Origin of the sequence: Marinobacter denitrificans (assembly GCF_008795955.1) — a bacterium.
GTDB lineage: Bacteria > Pseudomonadota > Gammaproteobacteria > Pseudomonadales > Oleiphilaceae > Marinobacter > Marinobacter denitrificans.
In genome coordinates this window covers 1-13,992 of record NZ_VMHN01000013.1, presented here as the reverse complement: position 1 = coordinate 13,992, position 13,992 = coordinate 1, and the positions used below count along the sequence as shown (strand labels likewise).

General features: G+C 60.0%; 15 protein-coding genes and 5 pseudogenes. 12 read left to right on the top strand and 8 right to left on the bottom strand.

Annotated features, from left to right (window positions below; genetic code table 11):
* Positions 1 to 705 carry an HAD family hydrolase gene (locus FO268_RS21475; RefSeq protein ID WP_150995252.1) on the top strand — a complete coding sequence of 235 codons (705 nt, stop codon included), beginning with the start codon at positions 1 to 3 and terminating at the stop codon, positions 703 to 705.
* Between the two features lie 43 nt (positions 706 to 748).
* Entirely contained in the window at positions 749 to 1,531 is a 783-nt protein-coding gene (locus tag FO268_RS21470) for an IclR family transcriptional regulator (protein WP_150995251.1), read from the top strand.
* Positions 1,532 to 1,533: 2 nt separating this feature from the next.
* On the opposite strand, the gene FO268_RS21465 is transcribed toward FO268_RS21470, so the two are convergent.
* The 4 genes and pseudogenes from FO268_RS21465 to FO268_RS23135 all read right to left on the bottom strand — a co-directional run bounded on the left by FO268_RS21465 (position 1,534) and on the right by FO268_RS23135 (position 2,941).
* Positions 1,534 to 2,103 (bottom strand): NUDIX hydrolase, encoded by a 570-nt coding sequence (locus tag FO268_RS21465; protein ID WP_150995250.1) that lies wholly within the window; start codon positions 2,101 to 2,103, stop codon positions 1,534 to 1,536.
* Positions 2,104 to 2,362: 259 nt separating this feature from the next.
* A pseudogene (locus tag FO268_RS21460) lies at positions 2,363 to 2,560 on the bottom strand (type II toxin-antitoxin system RelE/ParE family toxin); the annotation flags it as partial.
* The gene (locus FO268_RS21455) at positions 2,505 to 2,645 is read right to left on the bottom strand and encodes a ribbon-helix-helix domain-containing protein (RefSeq protein ID WP_150995308.1); all 141 of its coding nucleotides are present in this window, start codon (positions 2,643 to 2,645) and stop codon (positions 2,505 to 2,507) included. The gene FO268_RS21455 and the pseudogene FO268_RS21460, both read right to left, overlap by 56 nt.
* Positions 2,646 to 2,791: 146 nt before the next feature.
* Positions 2,792 to 2,941, bottom strand: coding sequence for a hypothetical protein (locus FO268_RS23135; protein ID WP_202336735.1), 150 nt, complete (start codon positions 2,939 to 2,941; stop codon positions 2,792 to 2,794).
* Positions 2,942 to 3,039: 98 nt separating this feature from the next.
* Here FO268_RS23135 and FO268_RS23390 point away from each other — a divergent pair.
* From FO268_RS23390 to FO268_RS21435, 5 genes and pseudogenes are all read left to right on the top strand, one after another.
* Positions 3,040 to 3,159, top strand: a pseudogene (locus FO268_RS23390) (hypothetical protein); the annotation flags it as partial.
* 121 nt (positions 3,160 to 3,280) lie between these two features.
* Positions 3,281 to 3,430 (top strand): annotated as a pseudogene (locus FO268_RS23385) (hypothetical protein); the annotation flags it as partial.
* Between the two features lie 455 nt (positions 3,431 to 3,885).
* Entirely contained in the window at positions 3,886 to 4,944 is a 1,059-nt protein-coding gene (locus FO268_RS21445) for an HlyD family secretion protein (protein ID WP_023011591.1), read from the top strand.
* On the top strand, positions 4,941 to 7,724 hold the full coding sequence (rbbA, locus tag FO268_RS21440) for a ribosome-associated ATPase/putative transporter RbbA (protein WP_150995248.1): 2,784 nt from the start codon (positions 4,941 to 4,943) through the stop codon (positions 7,722 to 7,724). Before FO268_RS21445 ends, rbbA begins: the two co-directional genes overlap by 4 nt.
* A 3-nt stretch (positions 7,725 to 7,727) precedes the next feature.
* Positions 7,728 to 8,849, top strand: coding sequence for an ABC transporter permease (locus FO268_RS21435; protein ID WP_150995247.1), 1,122 nt, complete (start codon positions 7,728 to 7,730; stop codon positions 8,847 to 8,849).
* Positions 8,850 to 8,895: 46 nt separating this feature from the next.
* Here FO268_RS21435 and FO268_RS21430 read toward each other — a convergent pair whose 3' ends face one another.
* From FO268_RS21430 to FO268_RS23380, 3 genes and pseudogenes are all read right to left on the bottom strand, one after another.
* Entirely contained in the window at positions 8,896 to 9,966 is a 1,071-nt protein-coding gene (locus tag FO268_RS21430; RefSeq protein WP_404802938.1) for a phospholipase A, read from the bottom strand.
* A 231-nt stretch (positions 9,967 to 10,197) separates the two neighbouring features.
* Positions 10,198 to 10,562 (bottom strand): annotated as a pseudogene (locus tag FO268_RS21425) (transposase); the annotation flags it as partial.
* A gap of 65 nt (positions 10,563 to 10,627) precedes the next feature.
* Positions 10,628 to 10,699 (bottom strand): annotated as a pseudogene (locus FO268_RS23380) (hypothetical protein); the annotation flags it as partial.
* On the opposite strand from FO268_RS23380, the gene FO268_RS21415 reads away from it, so the two are divergent.
* The 3 genes from FO268_RS21415 to FO268_RS21405 all read left to right on the top strand — a co-directional run bounded on the left by FO268_RS21415 (position 10,690) and on the right by FO268_RS21405 (position 11,687).
* A complete protein-coding gene (locus FO268_RS21415) occupies positions 10,690 to 11,034 on the top strand; it encodes a recombinase family protein (RefSeq protein ID WP_449806600.1) in 345 nt (114 codons plus the stop codon). The pseudogene FO268_RS23380 and the gene FO268_RS21415 overlap by 10 nt on opposite strands.
* A gap of 82 nt (positions 11,035 to 11,116) precedes the next feature.
* On the top strand, positions 11,117 to 11,410 hold the full coding sequence (locus tag FO268_RS21410; RefSeq protein WP_011784162.1) for a type II toxin-antitoxin system RelB/DinJ family antitoxin: 294 nt from the start codon (positions 11,117 to 11,119) through the stop codon (positions 11,408 to 11,410).
* Positions 11,403 to 11,687: a type II toxin-antitoxin system RelE/ParE family toxin gene (locus FO268_RS21405; RefSeq protein WP_064228030.1), complete on the top strand. Its 285-nt coding sequence runs from the start codon at positions 11,403 to 11,405 to the stop codon at positions 11,685 to 11,687. Before FO268_RS21410 ends, FO268_RS21405 begins: the two co-directional genes overlap by 8 nt.
* A gap of 77 nt (positions 11,688 to 11,764) precedes the next feature.
* Here FO268_RS21405 and FO268_RS21400 read toward each other — a convergent pair whose 3' ends face one another.
* On the bottom strand, positions 11,765 to 12,199 hold the full coding sequence (locus FO268_RS21400) for a universal stress protein (protein ID WP_085595623.1): 435 nt from the start codon (positions 12,197 to 12,199) through the stop codon (positions 11,765 to 11,767).
* A 149-nt stretch (positions 12,200 to 12,348) separates the two neighbouring features.
* Here FO268_RS21400 and slyA point away from each other — a divergent pair, with 149 nt between their 5' ends.
* Both slyA and FO268_RS21390 read left to right on the top strand, forming a co-directional pair.
* Positions 12,349 to 12,822, top strand: coding sequence for a transcriptional regulator SlyA (gene slyA / locus FO268_RS21395; RefSeq protein WP_150995245.1), 474 nt, complete (start codon positions 12,349 to 12,351; stop codon positions 12,820 to 12,822).
* Between the two features lie 10 nt (positions 12,823 to 12,832).
* Positions 12,833 to 13,992: HlyD family secretion protein (locus FO268_RS21390; RefSeq protein WP_225316956.1), on the top strand; the 1,160-nt coding region annotated here is incomplete at its 3' end.

The window sequence follows — 13,992 nt, the reverse complement described above, 5'->3', positions numbered from 1 at the left end:
ATGGTTGGTAAGCTCCAATTGAATGGCATTGGTTTGGGTAATCGTGAAAAGACCGGGGTTGCACTCTTTGATCTCGACGGTACTTTGGTAGATAGTGCTCCTGACATATGCTCCAGTGTAAATGAAGTCATGGGTCATTATGGCTTACCCTTCGTTACAGAAGAGTACGTTCGAAACTGGGTAGGTTTGGGAACCAGGCCTCTGCTTAGGAGGGTATTCGAGGAATTCATTGGTTTCCGTCAGGGTATTGATTCAAAAGATGATTTCATCAGTGCCTATAATCTGTTTTTATCGTCATACAGTGAAACCAATGGGAAGTATGCGTCTTTATATCCGGATGTGCGTAGTATTCTGGTGAGGCTCACAGGCTGGCATGTTAGAATTGGTGTCGTTACTAATCGGCCGGTTGCGTTCACGGGCTCAATCATTTCTCAGTTTGGCCTGGATGGTCTGGTCGACGTAGTTGTTTGCGCTGATCAGTTTGGCAGTTATAAGCCTGAACCGGATATGTTGCTACATGCGTTACGCGCATTAGGTGGTGCCAAGGAGTCCAGTATCATGGTTGGGGATTCCCTCTCGGACGTAATGGCGGCAAAAAACGCTGGGATGTTATCCATTTACGCCCGATACGGCTATCGGTCTAACGTTGATGAATGCGAACTCCACGCGGATTGTTCGATTGATTCTCTTTTGGAATTAGTCTAGCCTCCGTAGCCATCACAGTACTGCACTTTTGGGAAGAGACAATTTGGCGACTCCAGTAAATAACTCGGTCATAAAAGCTTTTCAGATATTAAACGCTTTTTCCTACGCCGGCGAGAAGCTTACGCTGTCTCAGGTAGCGAGAAAGCTGGACATCAACATTGCCACCGCTCATCGGTTTCTGACAACGTTACAGCAGGTAGGGGCCGTCGTAAAAATGCCAGATGGTTATTTCGAGCTGGGGCTTTTGTTGTTTACTCTTGGAGGGCGTGTTTCGGTGGTTGACGCGATGAACAGTATTGTTCAACCTCACGTAGACGAACTGGCCGATCAGTTTGGCGAAACTATCCACGCTGCAATTCTGGACAATGATGAAGTCTGCTATGTGGCGAAAGGTGAGGGTGTAAGGAGCCTCACGATCAGAACTCGAATGGGCGTACGACTACCGGCTTATTGCACGGGAGTAGGCAAAGTGCTGTTATCCAGTTTGCCAGACGATAGACGCAAACAATACGCCAAGGCCTGTTCTTTTAAAAAGTATACCGATTCTACAATCGGGACTTCTAAACAGCTTCTAAAAGAACTGGATCAAATCCGGACTCAGGGCTACTCTGTGGACAGCCAAGAGTTTGAGCGTGGCCTGTGCTGTGTTGCAGTTGCCATTCCCTTGCCGGCCAGCGAGGAATATCACCTGCAAGCCGCCATTTCAATGTCTGCCCCCTCTGTGAGGCTCGGCGAGGAAAAGATAAAAGAAGTGGCAGGTATTCTGCGGAGTCATGCAGAAACCATTGCAAACAAACTTGCTGCTCGAGATACCAGGGAATCATAGACTTAATTTGAGTCCTGATCTACAAGTTGCTGTAGCTGCATCATGATTTTCGCCGTAAGCCCCCATATTTCGCAAGAGTTACATGTGATCGAAACAGTGTTAACCTCTCTACCGTAGTATGACTTGGAAATATGCCTGTAATTTCTTGCTTCGAGGAAGGTGCTTAGGGGTAACTCCACGACTTCTTCAACCTCATGTGTCTGTAAAATCCATTCGGTGGGTCGCCTGACTATTGCTACTATTGGGGTTACCTCTATGTGTTGACTGGTGACATAGCTCTCAAGTACCCCGATAACCTGAACATTCTCCTTCGGTAGTCCTATTTCCTCATTGGCCTCTCGCAATGCTGCATCAGTGTGTGAGCCGTGATCAATACATTCAAGTACACCGCCTGGTAAACAGATCTCGCTAGCATGATTGTTCATGCTCGAGGCTCTTCGATTGAAAATTACTTGTTCGCCAGATGGAGTCTGAACTATCCCTATCAGAACTGCAGCCTGCGTATATTTCGGGTTTGGTTGATGAACTCTGTCTCTGCTTAGCAGGGAGCTTATTCTACGAGCTGTGGACATACGGGTATCCCTATGTGTCAGCGTAGTTGTCGCCTGATGATTTTAAAGGACAACCATACTCCATTACTCCCCGGAGCGTAAGGAAGCCATTCTCCAGAAGATGGCACCACCTCATAGTGCCATTTTGCCATCGAACTCAGCCCACCCTGTTAGTGGAGTAGGGGTGACCGCAGAATTCGCAAAAAATCGTACGCTAAGGTGTGTTAGGCATTCGAGCATAGGAATCCGCGATGCCTGCACCATCTCCGTTAACCCCGTATTAGCGGTCCTCGTGTGTGTGCCACAAGCGCAGCAGGTAGATTATTTCGCCAACAATCTCGTAACGCATCTCGTAATGCCCGACCAGAATCCGCCGCACATCACGAGGCTCGAACTCTTCCAGGCGCTCGCCGATGCGCGGGTTAGTCAGTAGCGTGGTTGGCGCGTCCGTGAGTTGCTGCACCGTCCGTGCGGCGGCAAAAGACCTGTTTTATGATCCACTTCTTGGAACGTTCCAGGCGGGCGGCAATGTCATCGACTCGCTCAGCCAAATCGACCCGCAGATGAGTAGTAACTGAACGGGTTTTGGTGGGGGGGCTGACATGGCAGGTTCCTCCCTACTCTCGTTTGAAATTAACGTCTCCGGAGCCGGTGATAGAGTGATCCCGCGTTGCCGGGTTACTTCGCACCACAATGTCTCCAGAACCCGTTACATGGGCGCTACTACACTGACTGCCGTGGTAATATGGGCGTCGATATCACCAGAACCAGCCACGAACAGATTTCCGCCGGTTCGAGCCATGAGCTCGCTGGCATCCACGTCACCTGACCTGGACACCTTGGCGTTCAGGATATCCACTTGGCCAAACGAGAAAATATCCCCAGAGCCCGGCTCACTGGGACGAGATTCTGCGGCTGGCCGCGTAGATCAATCAGGGCACTGTCACTGCCTCGCTGATGCTGCGCAAGCTCGGCGTTATCCTCGCCAGAACAGCCTGGTCGTGGCCCTGCGCGAGTTGGGCAGAATCGAACGCACGCTGTTCATCCTGGACAGACTGGTTGCAAAGTGTGGAGTTGCGCAGCGCCGTACATGCCAGGTTGAACAAGGGCGAGGCGCGCAACGCCCTGGCCAGGGCGGGTATTCTTCAACCATCTCGGCAAGGTCAGGGATCGGAGCTGCGAGCAACAACGCTACCGGGCCAGCGGCTTCAACCTGGTGACGGTCGCCATCGTTCTGTGGAACATCGTGTACCTGGAGCGTGCCACCCAGGCGCAGGGCGAGGTCGGCACACCGTTTGGGGGGGGACTTGCTGCAATACCTCTCGCCACTGGGGTGGGAGCACATTAACCTGCCCAACGATTCCGTTTGGCGACAAAGCCGCAAGCTGGAAGGCGGCAAGTTCAGTCCGCTACGGCGACTCGGAAAACCTTAGCGTACGATTTTTTCCGAACTCTGCGGGTTCCCCTTTTACACCTATCTCGCTTACTCCAAGCAGCAACCCAAGTGAATTGGCTGAGATCGTTGGAGCCGGATTTTTCCAACTCTGGGTGGACCTAAAACGGGGTCGGGGTCAGAACGGGGGTGTCACTATTCAACCCACGGTATATTGCGCAGGGGGTCATCCTGGAGATCTCGCCCGGAGACTTGTCGACAAAAATGATGTGGGTCAGCCTAATTGCTGTGATTCGTGCGTAAGGTATAGCTTAAGATGTGGGTCTACAAAGATCTCGCTCAGCCTGAATTCAATGGTCAAGAATGAGTGAGCCAACTGGCGTGGAGCAATCCAAGACGTGAAAAAATTCATGAAAGCAGGTATTCGAGGCGTCGCCGCTGCGATTGTCATTGGGCTGGGTGTTTGGGCTTGGTGGCATTTTCAACCGCAGGACTTGCCCGACGGATTCGCCGCCGGAAACGGCCGGATCGAGGCGGTCGAGATCGATATCGCGGCCAGGACCGCAGGCCGGATCCGGGAGATCCTGGTCAACGAGGGCGACTTCGTCCGCGCCGGCCAGGTCTTGGCGAAAATGGACACGGCCGTTCTGGAGGCGCAGCTCCGGGAGGCCGAGGCGCAGTTGCAACGGGCGCTCATCGGCATCGAGACCGCGCAAAGCCTGGTGACCCAGCGTGAGGCCGAGAAGCAGGCCGCCGAAGCGCTCATAGCCCAGAGGAAGGCCGAGCTCGACGCCGCGCAAAAACGGCTTGCCCGCACCCGGGAGCTCGCCTCAAAAAATGCCGCCTCCGAGGCGCAGCTCGATGACGACCGTGCCGCGGCTGCGGCGGCGAAGGCTGCGGTCGGCGCCGCGGAGGCGCAGGCGGCGGCCGCGCAAGCCGCCATAGGGCGGGCCAGGTCGGATGTCATTGCTTCGGAGGCCTCGGTGGAAGCGGCGCGGGCCACCCTCCAGCGTATTCAGGCGGATATCGACGACAGCGTGCTGAAATCGCCGCGTGACGGGCGTGTCCAGTACCGTGTCGCTCAGCCCGGTGAGGTTCTCTCCCCGGGCGGCGTGGTGCTGAACATGGTCGATCTCACCGATGTGTACATGACCTTCTTCCTGCCGACAGAACAGGCCGGGCGGATCGCGCTCGGGGCCGAGGCGCGGCTCGTGCTCGACGCCGCCCCGCAATACGTGGTCCCGACCGAAATCTCCTTCGTGGCGGACGTCGCGCAGTTCACACCCAAGACGGTGGAGACGCAAGAAGAGCGCCAGAAGCTGATGTTCCGCATCAAGGCGCGGATCGCCCCGGACCTGCTCAGAGAGCACCTCCTCCAGGTCAAGACCGGCCTGCCGGGCATGGCCTATGTGCGGCTCGACCCGCGGGTGGATTGGCCGCCTGAACTGCAGACGAGACTGCCGCAATGAGCCGGGAGGCAGATACACTGATCGAGGATGACGGGGGGGCTGACGTGCCGGTTGCCCGCCTGCGCGATGTATCCCTGCGCTACGGCAAGGCGCGTGCGCTCGACGAGGTCACGATCGACATCCCGGCAAACTGCATGGCCGGGTTGATCGGCCCGGACGGGGTCGGCAAGTCCAGTCTGTTGGCGCTGATCTCAGGCGCCCGCGCGGTCCAGACAGGACGAGTCGAGGTGCTCTGCGGCGATATGGCCGATGCGCGCCATCGCCGCAGAGTCGGCCCGCGTATCGCCTACATGCCACAGGGCCTGGGACGGAACCTCTATCCGACACTCACGGTGTTCGAGAACCTCGACTTCTTCGGGCGCCTATTTGGGCATGACGGCGGCGAACGGGCGCGCCGCATCGAGGTGCTGACCGGGGCCACCGGGCTCAAGCCGTTTCTCGATCGGGCGGCGGGCAAACTATCCGGTGGGATGAAGCAGAAGCTCGGCCTCTGCTGCGCGCTGATCCACGATCCGGACCTGCTCATCCTCGACGAGCCGACCACCGGTGTCGATCCGCTCTCGCGCAGACAGTTCTGGGATCTGATCGCCGGCATCCGTCGTTCCCGGCCCGGCATGAGCGTGCTGGTTGCCACCGCCTATATGGATGAGGCGGCACGCTTCGACTGGCTGGCAGCGATGGACGGTGGGGCGGTGCTGGCCAGCGACACGCCCGAAGGCCTGCTGCACAGCACGGGAGCGGATTCGCTGGAGGCGGCCTTCATCCGGCTGCTGCCGGAAGACAAGCGCCGCAATTATCGGCCGGTCGAGATTCCGCCGCGGTCGGCAGACGATGGCGACCCCGCGATCGAGGCCCGGGATCTGACCATGCGCTTTGGCGAATTCATCGCGGTCGATCATGTGAACCTGCGTGTCCCCCGGGGTGAGATCTTCGGTTTTCTCGGCTCCAACGGCTGCGGCAAGACCACGACCATGAAGATGCTGACCGGCCTCCTTCCGCCGAGCGAAGGCCGGGCCTGGCTGTTCGGACACGAGGTGGACCCGCACGACCTCGCGACCCGCCGCCGAGTCGGCTTCATGTCGCAGTTCTTCTCGCTCTACACCGAGCTGACGGTGCGGCAGAACCTGGAGCTGCATGCCCGGCTGTTCCAGGTGCCCGCTGCCGAGATTTCAGGGCGGGTGGACGAAATGGTTGAACGCTTCGATTTGACCGCCGTGGTGGACAGTCTGCCGGGCCAGCTGCCCCTCGGCCACCGGCAACGCCTGTCGCTGGCGGTCGCCATGATCCACAAGCCCGAGATGCTGATCCTCGACGAGCCCACCTCGGGCGTCGACCCGGTGGCGCGCGACGCCTTCTGGCGCCAGCTGGTCGAGCTGTCGCGCCGCGACGGCGTGACCATCTTCATCTCCACCCACTTCATGAACGAGGCCGAGCGCTGCGACCGCATCTCGCTGATGCATGCGGGCCGGGTGCTGGTCACCGACACGCCGGCGAATATCGTACAGCAGCGGGGCGCAGAGACCCTGGAAGAGGCATTCGTCGCGCATCTGGAGGAGGCGTCGGGGGAGGGCGAAGCCGACGCGGGGCAAACAGCGTCACTCGATACGGTTGACGCGTCGGCAGGCCATGTCGAACCCCGGGGCTGGCGGCGCATGTTCGATCCCCGGCGCATGATCAGCCACGCCCGGCGCGAAGGGTTGGAACTGCGCCGCGATCCCATCCGGCTGACGCTGGCGCTGCTCGGCAGCGTCATCCTGATGTTCGTGATGGGCTATGGCATCAACCTCGATGTCGAGGATCTCACCTTCGCGGTGCTGGATCGCGACCAGACCACCGTCAGCCGCGACTATACGCTCAACCTCGCCGGCTCCCGATATTTCGTCGAGCGGCCGCCGATCACCGGTTATGCCGATCTCGACCGGCGAATGCGCGAAGGCGACATCAGTCTGGCGATCGAGATCCCGCCGGGCTTCGCGCGCGACATCGCCCGGGGCCGGCGGGTCGAGATCGGCGCCTGGATCGACGGCGCCATGCCGACACGGGGGGAGAGTGTCCGCGGCTATGCGCAGGGGATTCATGCCCACTGGCTGGCGACGAAGGCGCGCGAGGCCGGCCACAGCGAGGCTTTGGCGGGGCTTGTCAATATCGAGACCCGGTTTCGCTATAACCCGGACGTCAAGAGCCTGGTGGCGATGGTGCCGGCAGTGATCCCGCTGCTGCTCATGCTGATCCCGGCCATGCTCGCGGCGCTCAGCGTGGTGCGCGAGAAGGAGCTCGGCTCGATCACCAACTTCTACGTCACGCCGACCACGCGGCTCGAATTCCTGCTAGGCAAGCAGTTGCCATATGTATTGCTGTCCTTCCTGAGCTTCCTGCTGCTCACGCTGCTCGCGGTGACCGTCTTCGGCGTGCCGCTGAAGGGCAGCTTCCTGACGTTGGCGGCAGGCGCACTGCTCTATGTCGGTGCGGCCACGGCTGTAGGTCTGCTGATCTCCACCTTCATGCGCAGCCAGATCGCGGCGATCTTCGGCACGGCGGTGCTCACCATCCTGCCGGCGGCGAACTTCTCCGGCATGATCGACCCGGTCTCGTCCCTGGAAGGGGTGGGCCGAGTGATCGGCGAGATCTACCCGACCACGCATTTCCTGACGATCGCGCGCGGCACCTTCTCGAAGGCCCTCAACTTCTCCGACCTGCATGCCGCCTTTCTCCCGCTGGCGCTGGCGGTGCCGGTCCTGATCGGTCTGTCCGCGGCGCTGCTCAAGAAGCAGGAGCGATAGTCCATGCGCCCGGCCAATATTCTCCATCTCGGTGTCAAGGAGCTGCGCAGCCTCGTCCGCGACCCGATCATGCTGGTGCTGATCGTCTACGCCTTCACCCTGTCGGTCTACACGGCGGCCACGGCCATGCCGGAGACTCTCAACAAGGCGCCGATCGCGGTGGTGAACGAGGATCGCTCGCCGCTGTCATGGCGCATCGTCAGCGCCTTTTACCCACCGTACTTTGTTCTCCCCGAGGTGATCGACCAGGCCGAGATGGATGCCCGCATGGATGCCGGCCTCGACACCTTCGCCCTCGACATCCCACCCAACTTCCAGCGCGATCTGCTGGCGGGGCGGCGGCCGACGGTCCAGCTCAACGTCGATGCCACGCGCATGAGCCAGGCTTTCACCGGCAGCGGCTATATCCAGACCATCGTGAGCGATGAGGTGCGCGCCTTCGCGCAGCGTTATCGCGAGGTTCCGGAGTTGCCGGTCGATCTGGCGCTGCGGATGCGCTTCAATCCCCAGCTCAACAAGTCGTGGTTCGGCGCGATCATGCAGGTCATCAACAACGTGACCATGCTCTCCATCGTCCTCACCGGCGCGGCGCTGATCCGTGAGCGCGAGCACGGCACGGTCGAGCATCTGCTGGTCATGCCCGTCACGCCTTTCGAGATCATGAGCAGCAAGGTATGGGCAATGGGGTTCGTCGTCCTTGCCGCCACCGCCTTCGCGCTCACTGCTGTCGTGCAGGGCTGGCTGTCCGTGCCGATCGAAGGCTCGCTCGCGCTGTTCCTGGTCGGGGCGGCGCTGCATCTGTTCGCGACCACCTCGATGGGCATCTTCCTGGGCACCGTCGCCCGCTCCATGCCGCAGTTCGGCCTGCTGCTCATGCTGGTGCTGTTGCCGCTGCAGATGCTCTCCGGGGGCTCGACGCCGCGCGAGAGCATGCCGGAGGCCGTCCAGTACATCATGCTCGCCGCGCCCAACACCCACTTTGTAATGCTGGCCCAGGCCATTCTCTATCGTGGCGCGGGCCTTGCCACCGTGTGGCCGCAATTCCTGGCCATCGCTGTTATCGGGAGTACCCTTTTTGGCTTGGCCCTGACCCGCTTCCGGCGAACACTCAGCGCCATGGCCTGACGGACCTGATGCATGGCAGCGTGGAGTTGCGCCGGGCACACTCCGACTAGAGCCAGTTATTCAGCATAATCCCCACGCCAAACCGCTCGATACGCTCGTTATAATCAATCAGACTCTCCCCATACCCGTTGTAGTACTGGAAAAAGCCCTTCAGCGTATCCCCCATCGGGAAACTGTACCCGAACTCCACCGACGTCCGATTGGTAGAACGCATATTGTTCAAAAGCTTCAGCGAGAACGTGCGGTCCTCTGTCAGCTTGTAAACCGCGTGGTAACTACCATGTCCGAGATACTTCTCGATATCCGAGTTGTCGTCATCGCTGCCACTCTCCGGCAGCCGGAACCAGGGGTTAACCATAAACAGCCAGCGGTCATAGCTGTAAGCGGCGGTGCCCATGATCCGGTTCCAGCTGCGCGACCGAGGTTCTGATTGACCGTTAGACTGGTGATTGAAGCCCAGAGACACCGCACTCAGAGTGCCAGGCCCAAGATCCCAATCCAGTCGGTGCCGGAAGAAAATTTCCGGCTCATAATTGGTCTCCCGGAACGGTGACGAGTCCTTGGTGTTGTATACCTGCCAATAGGATTGCTGGGTATAGCCAAACCAGAAGGTGGTTCGATCATCAAAAATGCCAGTCAGCAGCGGAATCTTGAAACTGATCTGGTATTTCGCCTCTTCCTCTTCCAGGCCGAAGTCATAGCCGGCGGTGCCCAGTCTCGGGCTGACGGGCCTTGGGTTAGGGTCGTCGACATAGGTGATCGGCAGGATGTAGTTGGGGCGGTGGGTCACAAAACTGCCGGTGAATGAAAAAATTGCCTTCTCGGCGGTCAGGTAACTATCCACCAGTGCTGCCACCAGACCGGTGTCCGGGTCGTCCCCAAGAGCATCGTTGACGATCTGTTCACGCCGGGCATCAGCCACCGGAATAGCGGCTTCCTCATGCGCCTGCTGCAACGTATCGTCGTCTGCCGTTTTTCTGGCAGCAATGGGATCATTCTGGGCGTCATAGCAGGCAAGTCGCTGGATGCCGTCCCGGATCAACGCACAGCTAACGGTTTCTTTCTGTTCATCCGGTGCAGCCTGAGCTGCCACCGTGGGGCTGGTCGTCGCGAACATCAGCTTAAGCGCCCAGGCTGCTGAAAAACCGTAAGGATATCTTTTCATCGCGTCTTCTCAATTGGCAGCGATCAGGCTGATCCAGGTGTTGGCAATACTGCAAATCCAGACCCCCAGCAGGCTCAATGCCAGCAGAAGAAAAATCAGCTTGTGCCGGATGTTAGCTTAACCGCTGGCTGACGCAACCCAGCGCAGGTACATAACGTCTGTTTCTTCGCCGTGAAGCAGGCTGCGAGCCTGGTGCATTTCCGGATCGCGTTTTCTGGCCCGGTTTTTCGTGGACGGCGATGCGGCAATCAGCGTCGCGTCCACCACGGTGCCCTCGCGTAGCATCAGCCCCTGCCCAGCCAGATGAGCCTTGATCGCCTCAAACAGCTTGCCGGTGAGCCCTTCGCGCTCCAGCAGTCGGCGAAATTTGAGCAAGGTGGTCGCATCCGGTGCTGACTCCCGGCCAAGGTCAATGCCAACGAAGCGCCGGATCGCCTGATTGTCGTAAATCGCATCCTCGATGCCTTGGTCCGAGAAGCCAAAGCACTATTGGGGCCACTAACATACAGCCGCAACATCCGTCCCAGGCCCATGGGTGGGCGCCCCCGGCCCACCGCCTTTGGGGTAAAACGCTTCCAGTTACGCTTCCAGCGCATCCCACGGAGGCCTGCACGGTCCCCAGTTTGAGCGAACCGGCAATGTGCATCATGTCATCCCAGTGCTGTTCGATCTTGTATTGACGCAACTGCGGGCCAGCTCATCAAAGAGTTCGACAACATGGGTGTGGCTATCCGGTTCCTCGACGATGGGATCAGCACCGAGGGGATCATGGGCAAGATGGTAGTCACCATCCTGTCGGCCGTGGCCCAGGCCGAGCGTCAGCGCATACCGGAACGCACCAACGAGGGCCGCCTGGAGGCCAAGGCCAAAGGGGTCAAGTTTGGCCGTAAACCCACGGTGGACAACGATAAAGTCCGTGCCCTGCATAGCCAGGGAGTGGGGGCTACGGAGATCGCCAGGAGGTTAAAGATAGGCCGGTCAACAGTCTATAAAATACTGGCATCTGACCAAACGCAGTGATTTTGCTAATGTCCACAGCAGCTTGACTGTATCGCATTTGAGATACACAATAGAGTTACGTATGACAATCGGAGAATTCATCATGGCTCACACTTCAATGCTGCACGTTCGTGTGGACGACGAGCTGAAGGCTGATGCAGCGGAAAAGCTCGCCAGCTTCGGCTTGACGGTATCAGATGCCGTCCGCATCCTTCTAACCCGCGTAACCAAAGAGGGCGGATTGCCCGTTGGGTTAACGGCTGATCCGGAAGCCCATGACGCCTGGTTCCGCGATAAAGTGAAAGAGGCCCTGGCTGATGCCCGACCTACCGTTCCTCATCAACAGGTAATGGATGAGGCACAAGCGTTGATCGACAGAAAGCGTCGCCGTGCCTGAACTGGAATGGCTGGAACTGGCTCGTACCGATCTGCTAGGGATTGTCGATTACATCTCTGATGACAATCCCGATGCAGCACAGCGCGTAAAAGATGATATCGAGATGAAAGCTGAAAAGCTGCCGGAGTTCCCCAAAATAGGCCGCCCTGGTCGGGTTGAAGGGACCCGGGAACTCGTCGCCTGGTCGAACTATATCCTCGTGTACCAGGAGGATGCCTTGACGGTACGAATATTGCGCGTGTTACATGCTGCGCAGCAGTGGCCGCCAACCGATTAACACCTGAATCAAGGGCTTTCTCCTCGGCCTAGCCGGCGAAGACCTTGATGAAGACCCTGCGACATATTCCTTGACAACTACCGGTCCGCAACGGCTACCAGCAGGCTGCATGGCGCGTGGGCGAGCAGCGAAGCGCCGACGGAGCCGTGCCACCACCGGGCCAGCGCGCTCTGTTCGCGGTGACCGACCACGACCAGATCCGCGCCGACCTCGTGCGCCATTCGGCCGATCTCCTCGGCGGGGTTGCCCGCGGCGAGGCGCGTGTCGACGGAAAGTCCCGCCCGCCGCAGCGCTTCCGCGCCCTCCGTCAGCACGCGGCGCACTTCCTGATATTCTCGCTCCGGCAGGTCTGAGGGGGCCGCCGCTTCAGCGAGCGCGACACCCAGTTCATGGGCGACGACGGCGAGGAGATAGACACGAGCCTGGCAAAGCGAAGCCAGCTCGGCCCCCTGATCCAGCGCCTCACGGCCTTGCCGGCTGCCGTCATAGGCTAGGAGGATCGTCCGGTACATCGTGGTGCTCCTTTCTGTGATCGGGATGGAACGCCTTTTCCCGGTCCTCTGCTCTAGACAGTGCAGCCTTCGGGGCCTACATCCCTCGCAATTTGATACATAGCTATCTATTGATTATAGTACAGCTACATAATGATGCAGGCAATGAGATGACGAAGCCCCTCGACGATCAGGAACAATTCGGCCTTCGCCTCGGGCTGGTCGCCCGGCTGTGGCGCGCCGAAATCGACCGGCGGCTGGCCACCTTTGGCCTCACCGAGTCCCGCTGGTTGACCCTGTTACATCTCTCTCGCCTGCCCCAGGCGGCAACCCAGCGTGAATTGGCCGAGGCGGTCGGAGTGCGGGGGCCGACCCTGGTACGCACGCTGGACCGGCTTGAAGCCGAGGGGCTGATCGAACGCCGGACAGAAGCTAGCGACCGCCGCACCAAATCGGTTCACCTGCGCGCGGAGGCCGCCCCTGTTCTGGAACGCATCGAAGCAACCGCAGCGGCGGTGCGCGCGCAAATCTTCTCCGACCTCTCCCAAGCCGAGGTAACGACTTGCCTGAAGGTCTTGGAGCAGATCGCCGGCAAGCTGGGCGGCACGCCAAGGGCGATGCGGCTTGCGGACGAAGACCGATGAGGGGTAGGCCGTGGACCAGCATGTGACCCGTCTCGAACGCCAGGGCGACGATCCGGAAACCGACCTGCGCACAGTCCCCGACAAGGAGACGGAGGCTGGGTCAGAGGCGGTTTCACCTCCTGCCCGCACCCGGCCATGGCGACGGTATGGCGCGATTCTGGCGGCGCTGATCGTTCTCGGAGGAGGTGGCTGGTGGTCGTATCAGCAGTTCACGCATGTCTTTGTGACGGACGCCCGTGTCGCCGCCGACATTGTTGCCATGAGCAGCCGGGTTCCCGGTTGGGTGACGGCGCTCGAAGTGACCGAGGGGGATGCCGCGCAGAGGGGCAGGGTTTTGATCCGGATCGACGACCGGGAAAGCCGCCTCCGCGTCGAGGAGCTTGCCGCGCAACTCGCCGGGATTGCCCGCCGCCGCGAGGAAATCGAAGCGCGCATCGCTCTCACCGACCGTCAGACGCAAAGTCGTATTACCGCCAAACAGGCAGCGGTGAGGGCGGCGGAGGCCGCGTTGGCAGGAGCGACGGCGCAACGCGATCTGGCCAGTCAGGACAATGACCGGGCGGAGAAGCTGGCGCCGAGCGGCGCCATCAACCGTGCGCGCCTGGACCAGACGCGGGCGGCGCTGGAGACGGCAAAACAACAGGCGTTGAGCGCCCAGGCGGACTTGGAAAATGCCCGCGCCGCCCTTGTCGAGGCTGAAGCCGCGCGCGGGGAACTCACGGTGCTCCGCACCCAGCTCGCCGAACTCGGCCCGGAGGAACAGCGTCTGCGTGCACAAAAGGCCCGGGCGGCGCTCGACCTCGAAGACCGCACCCTCGTCATGCCATTCGACGGCGTTGTGGACCGGGTCTTCGTGGACAAGGGCGAATATGTCACCCCCGGCCAGCGCTTGCTGATGGTGCATGACCCGCAGCGGGTGCGCGTCGAGGCGAACGTCAAAGAGACCGACATCCGCTTCTTCCGGCCGGGAAAGACCGTGACGATCACTGTCGATGCCCTGCCGGGGCGGCGCTTTGAGGGCAGGGTCACGCGCGTCGGGCAGTCCGCCACCAGCGAGTTCGCCCTGCTGCCCAACCCCAACCCGAGCGGCAATTTCACCAAGATCACCCAGCGCCTGCCAGTGCGCATCGCGGTGCAGCAGGACGGCGGCGAACTCAAGCCGGGTATGAT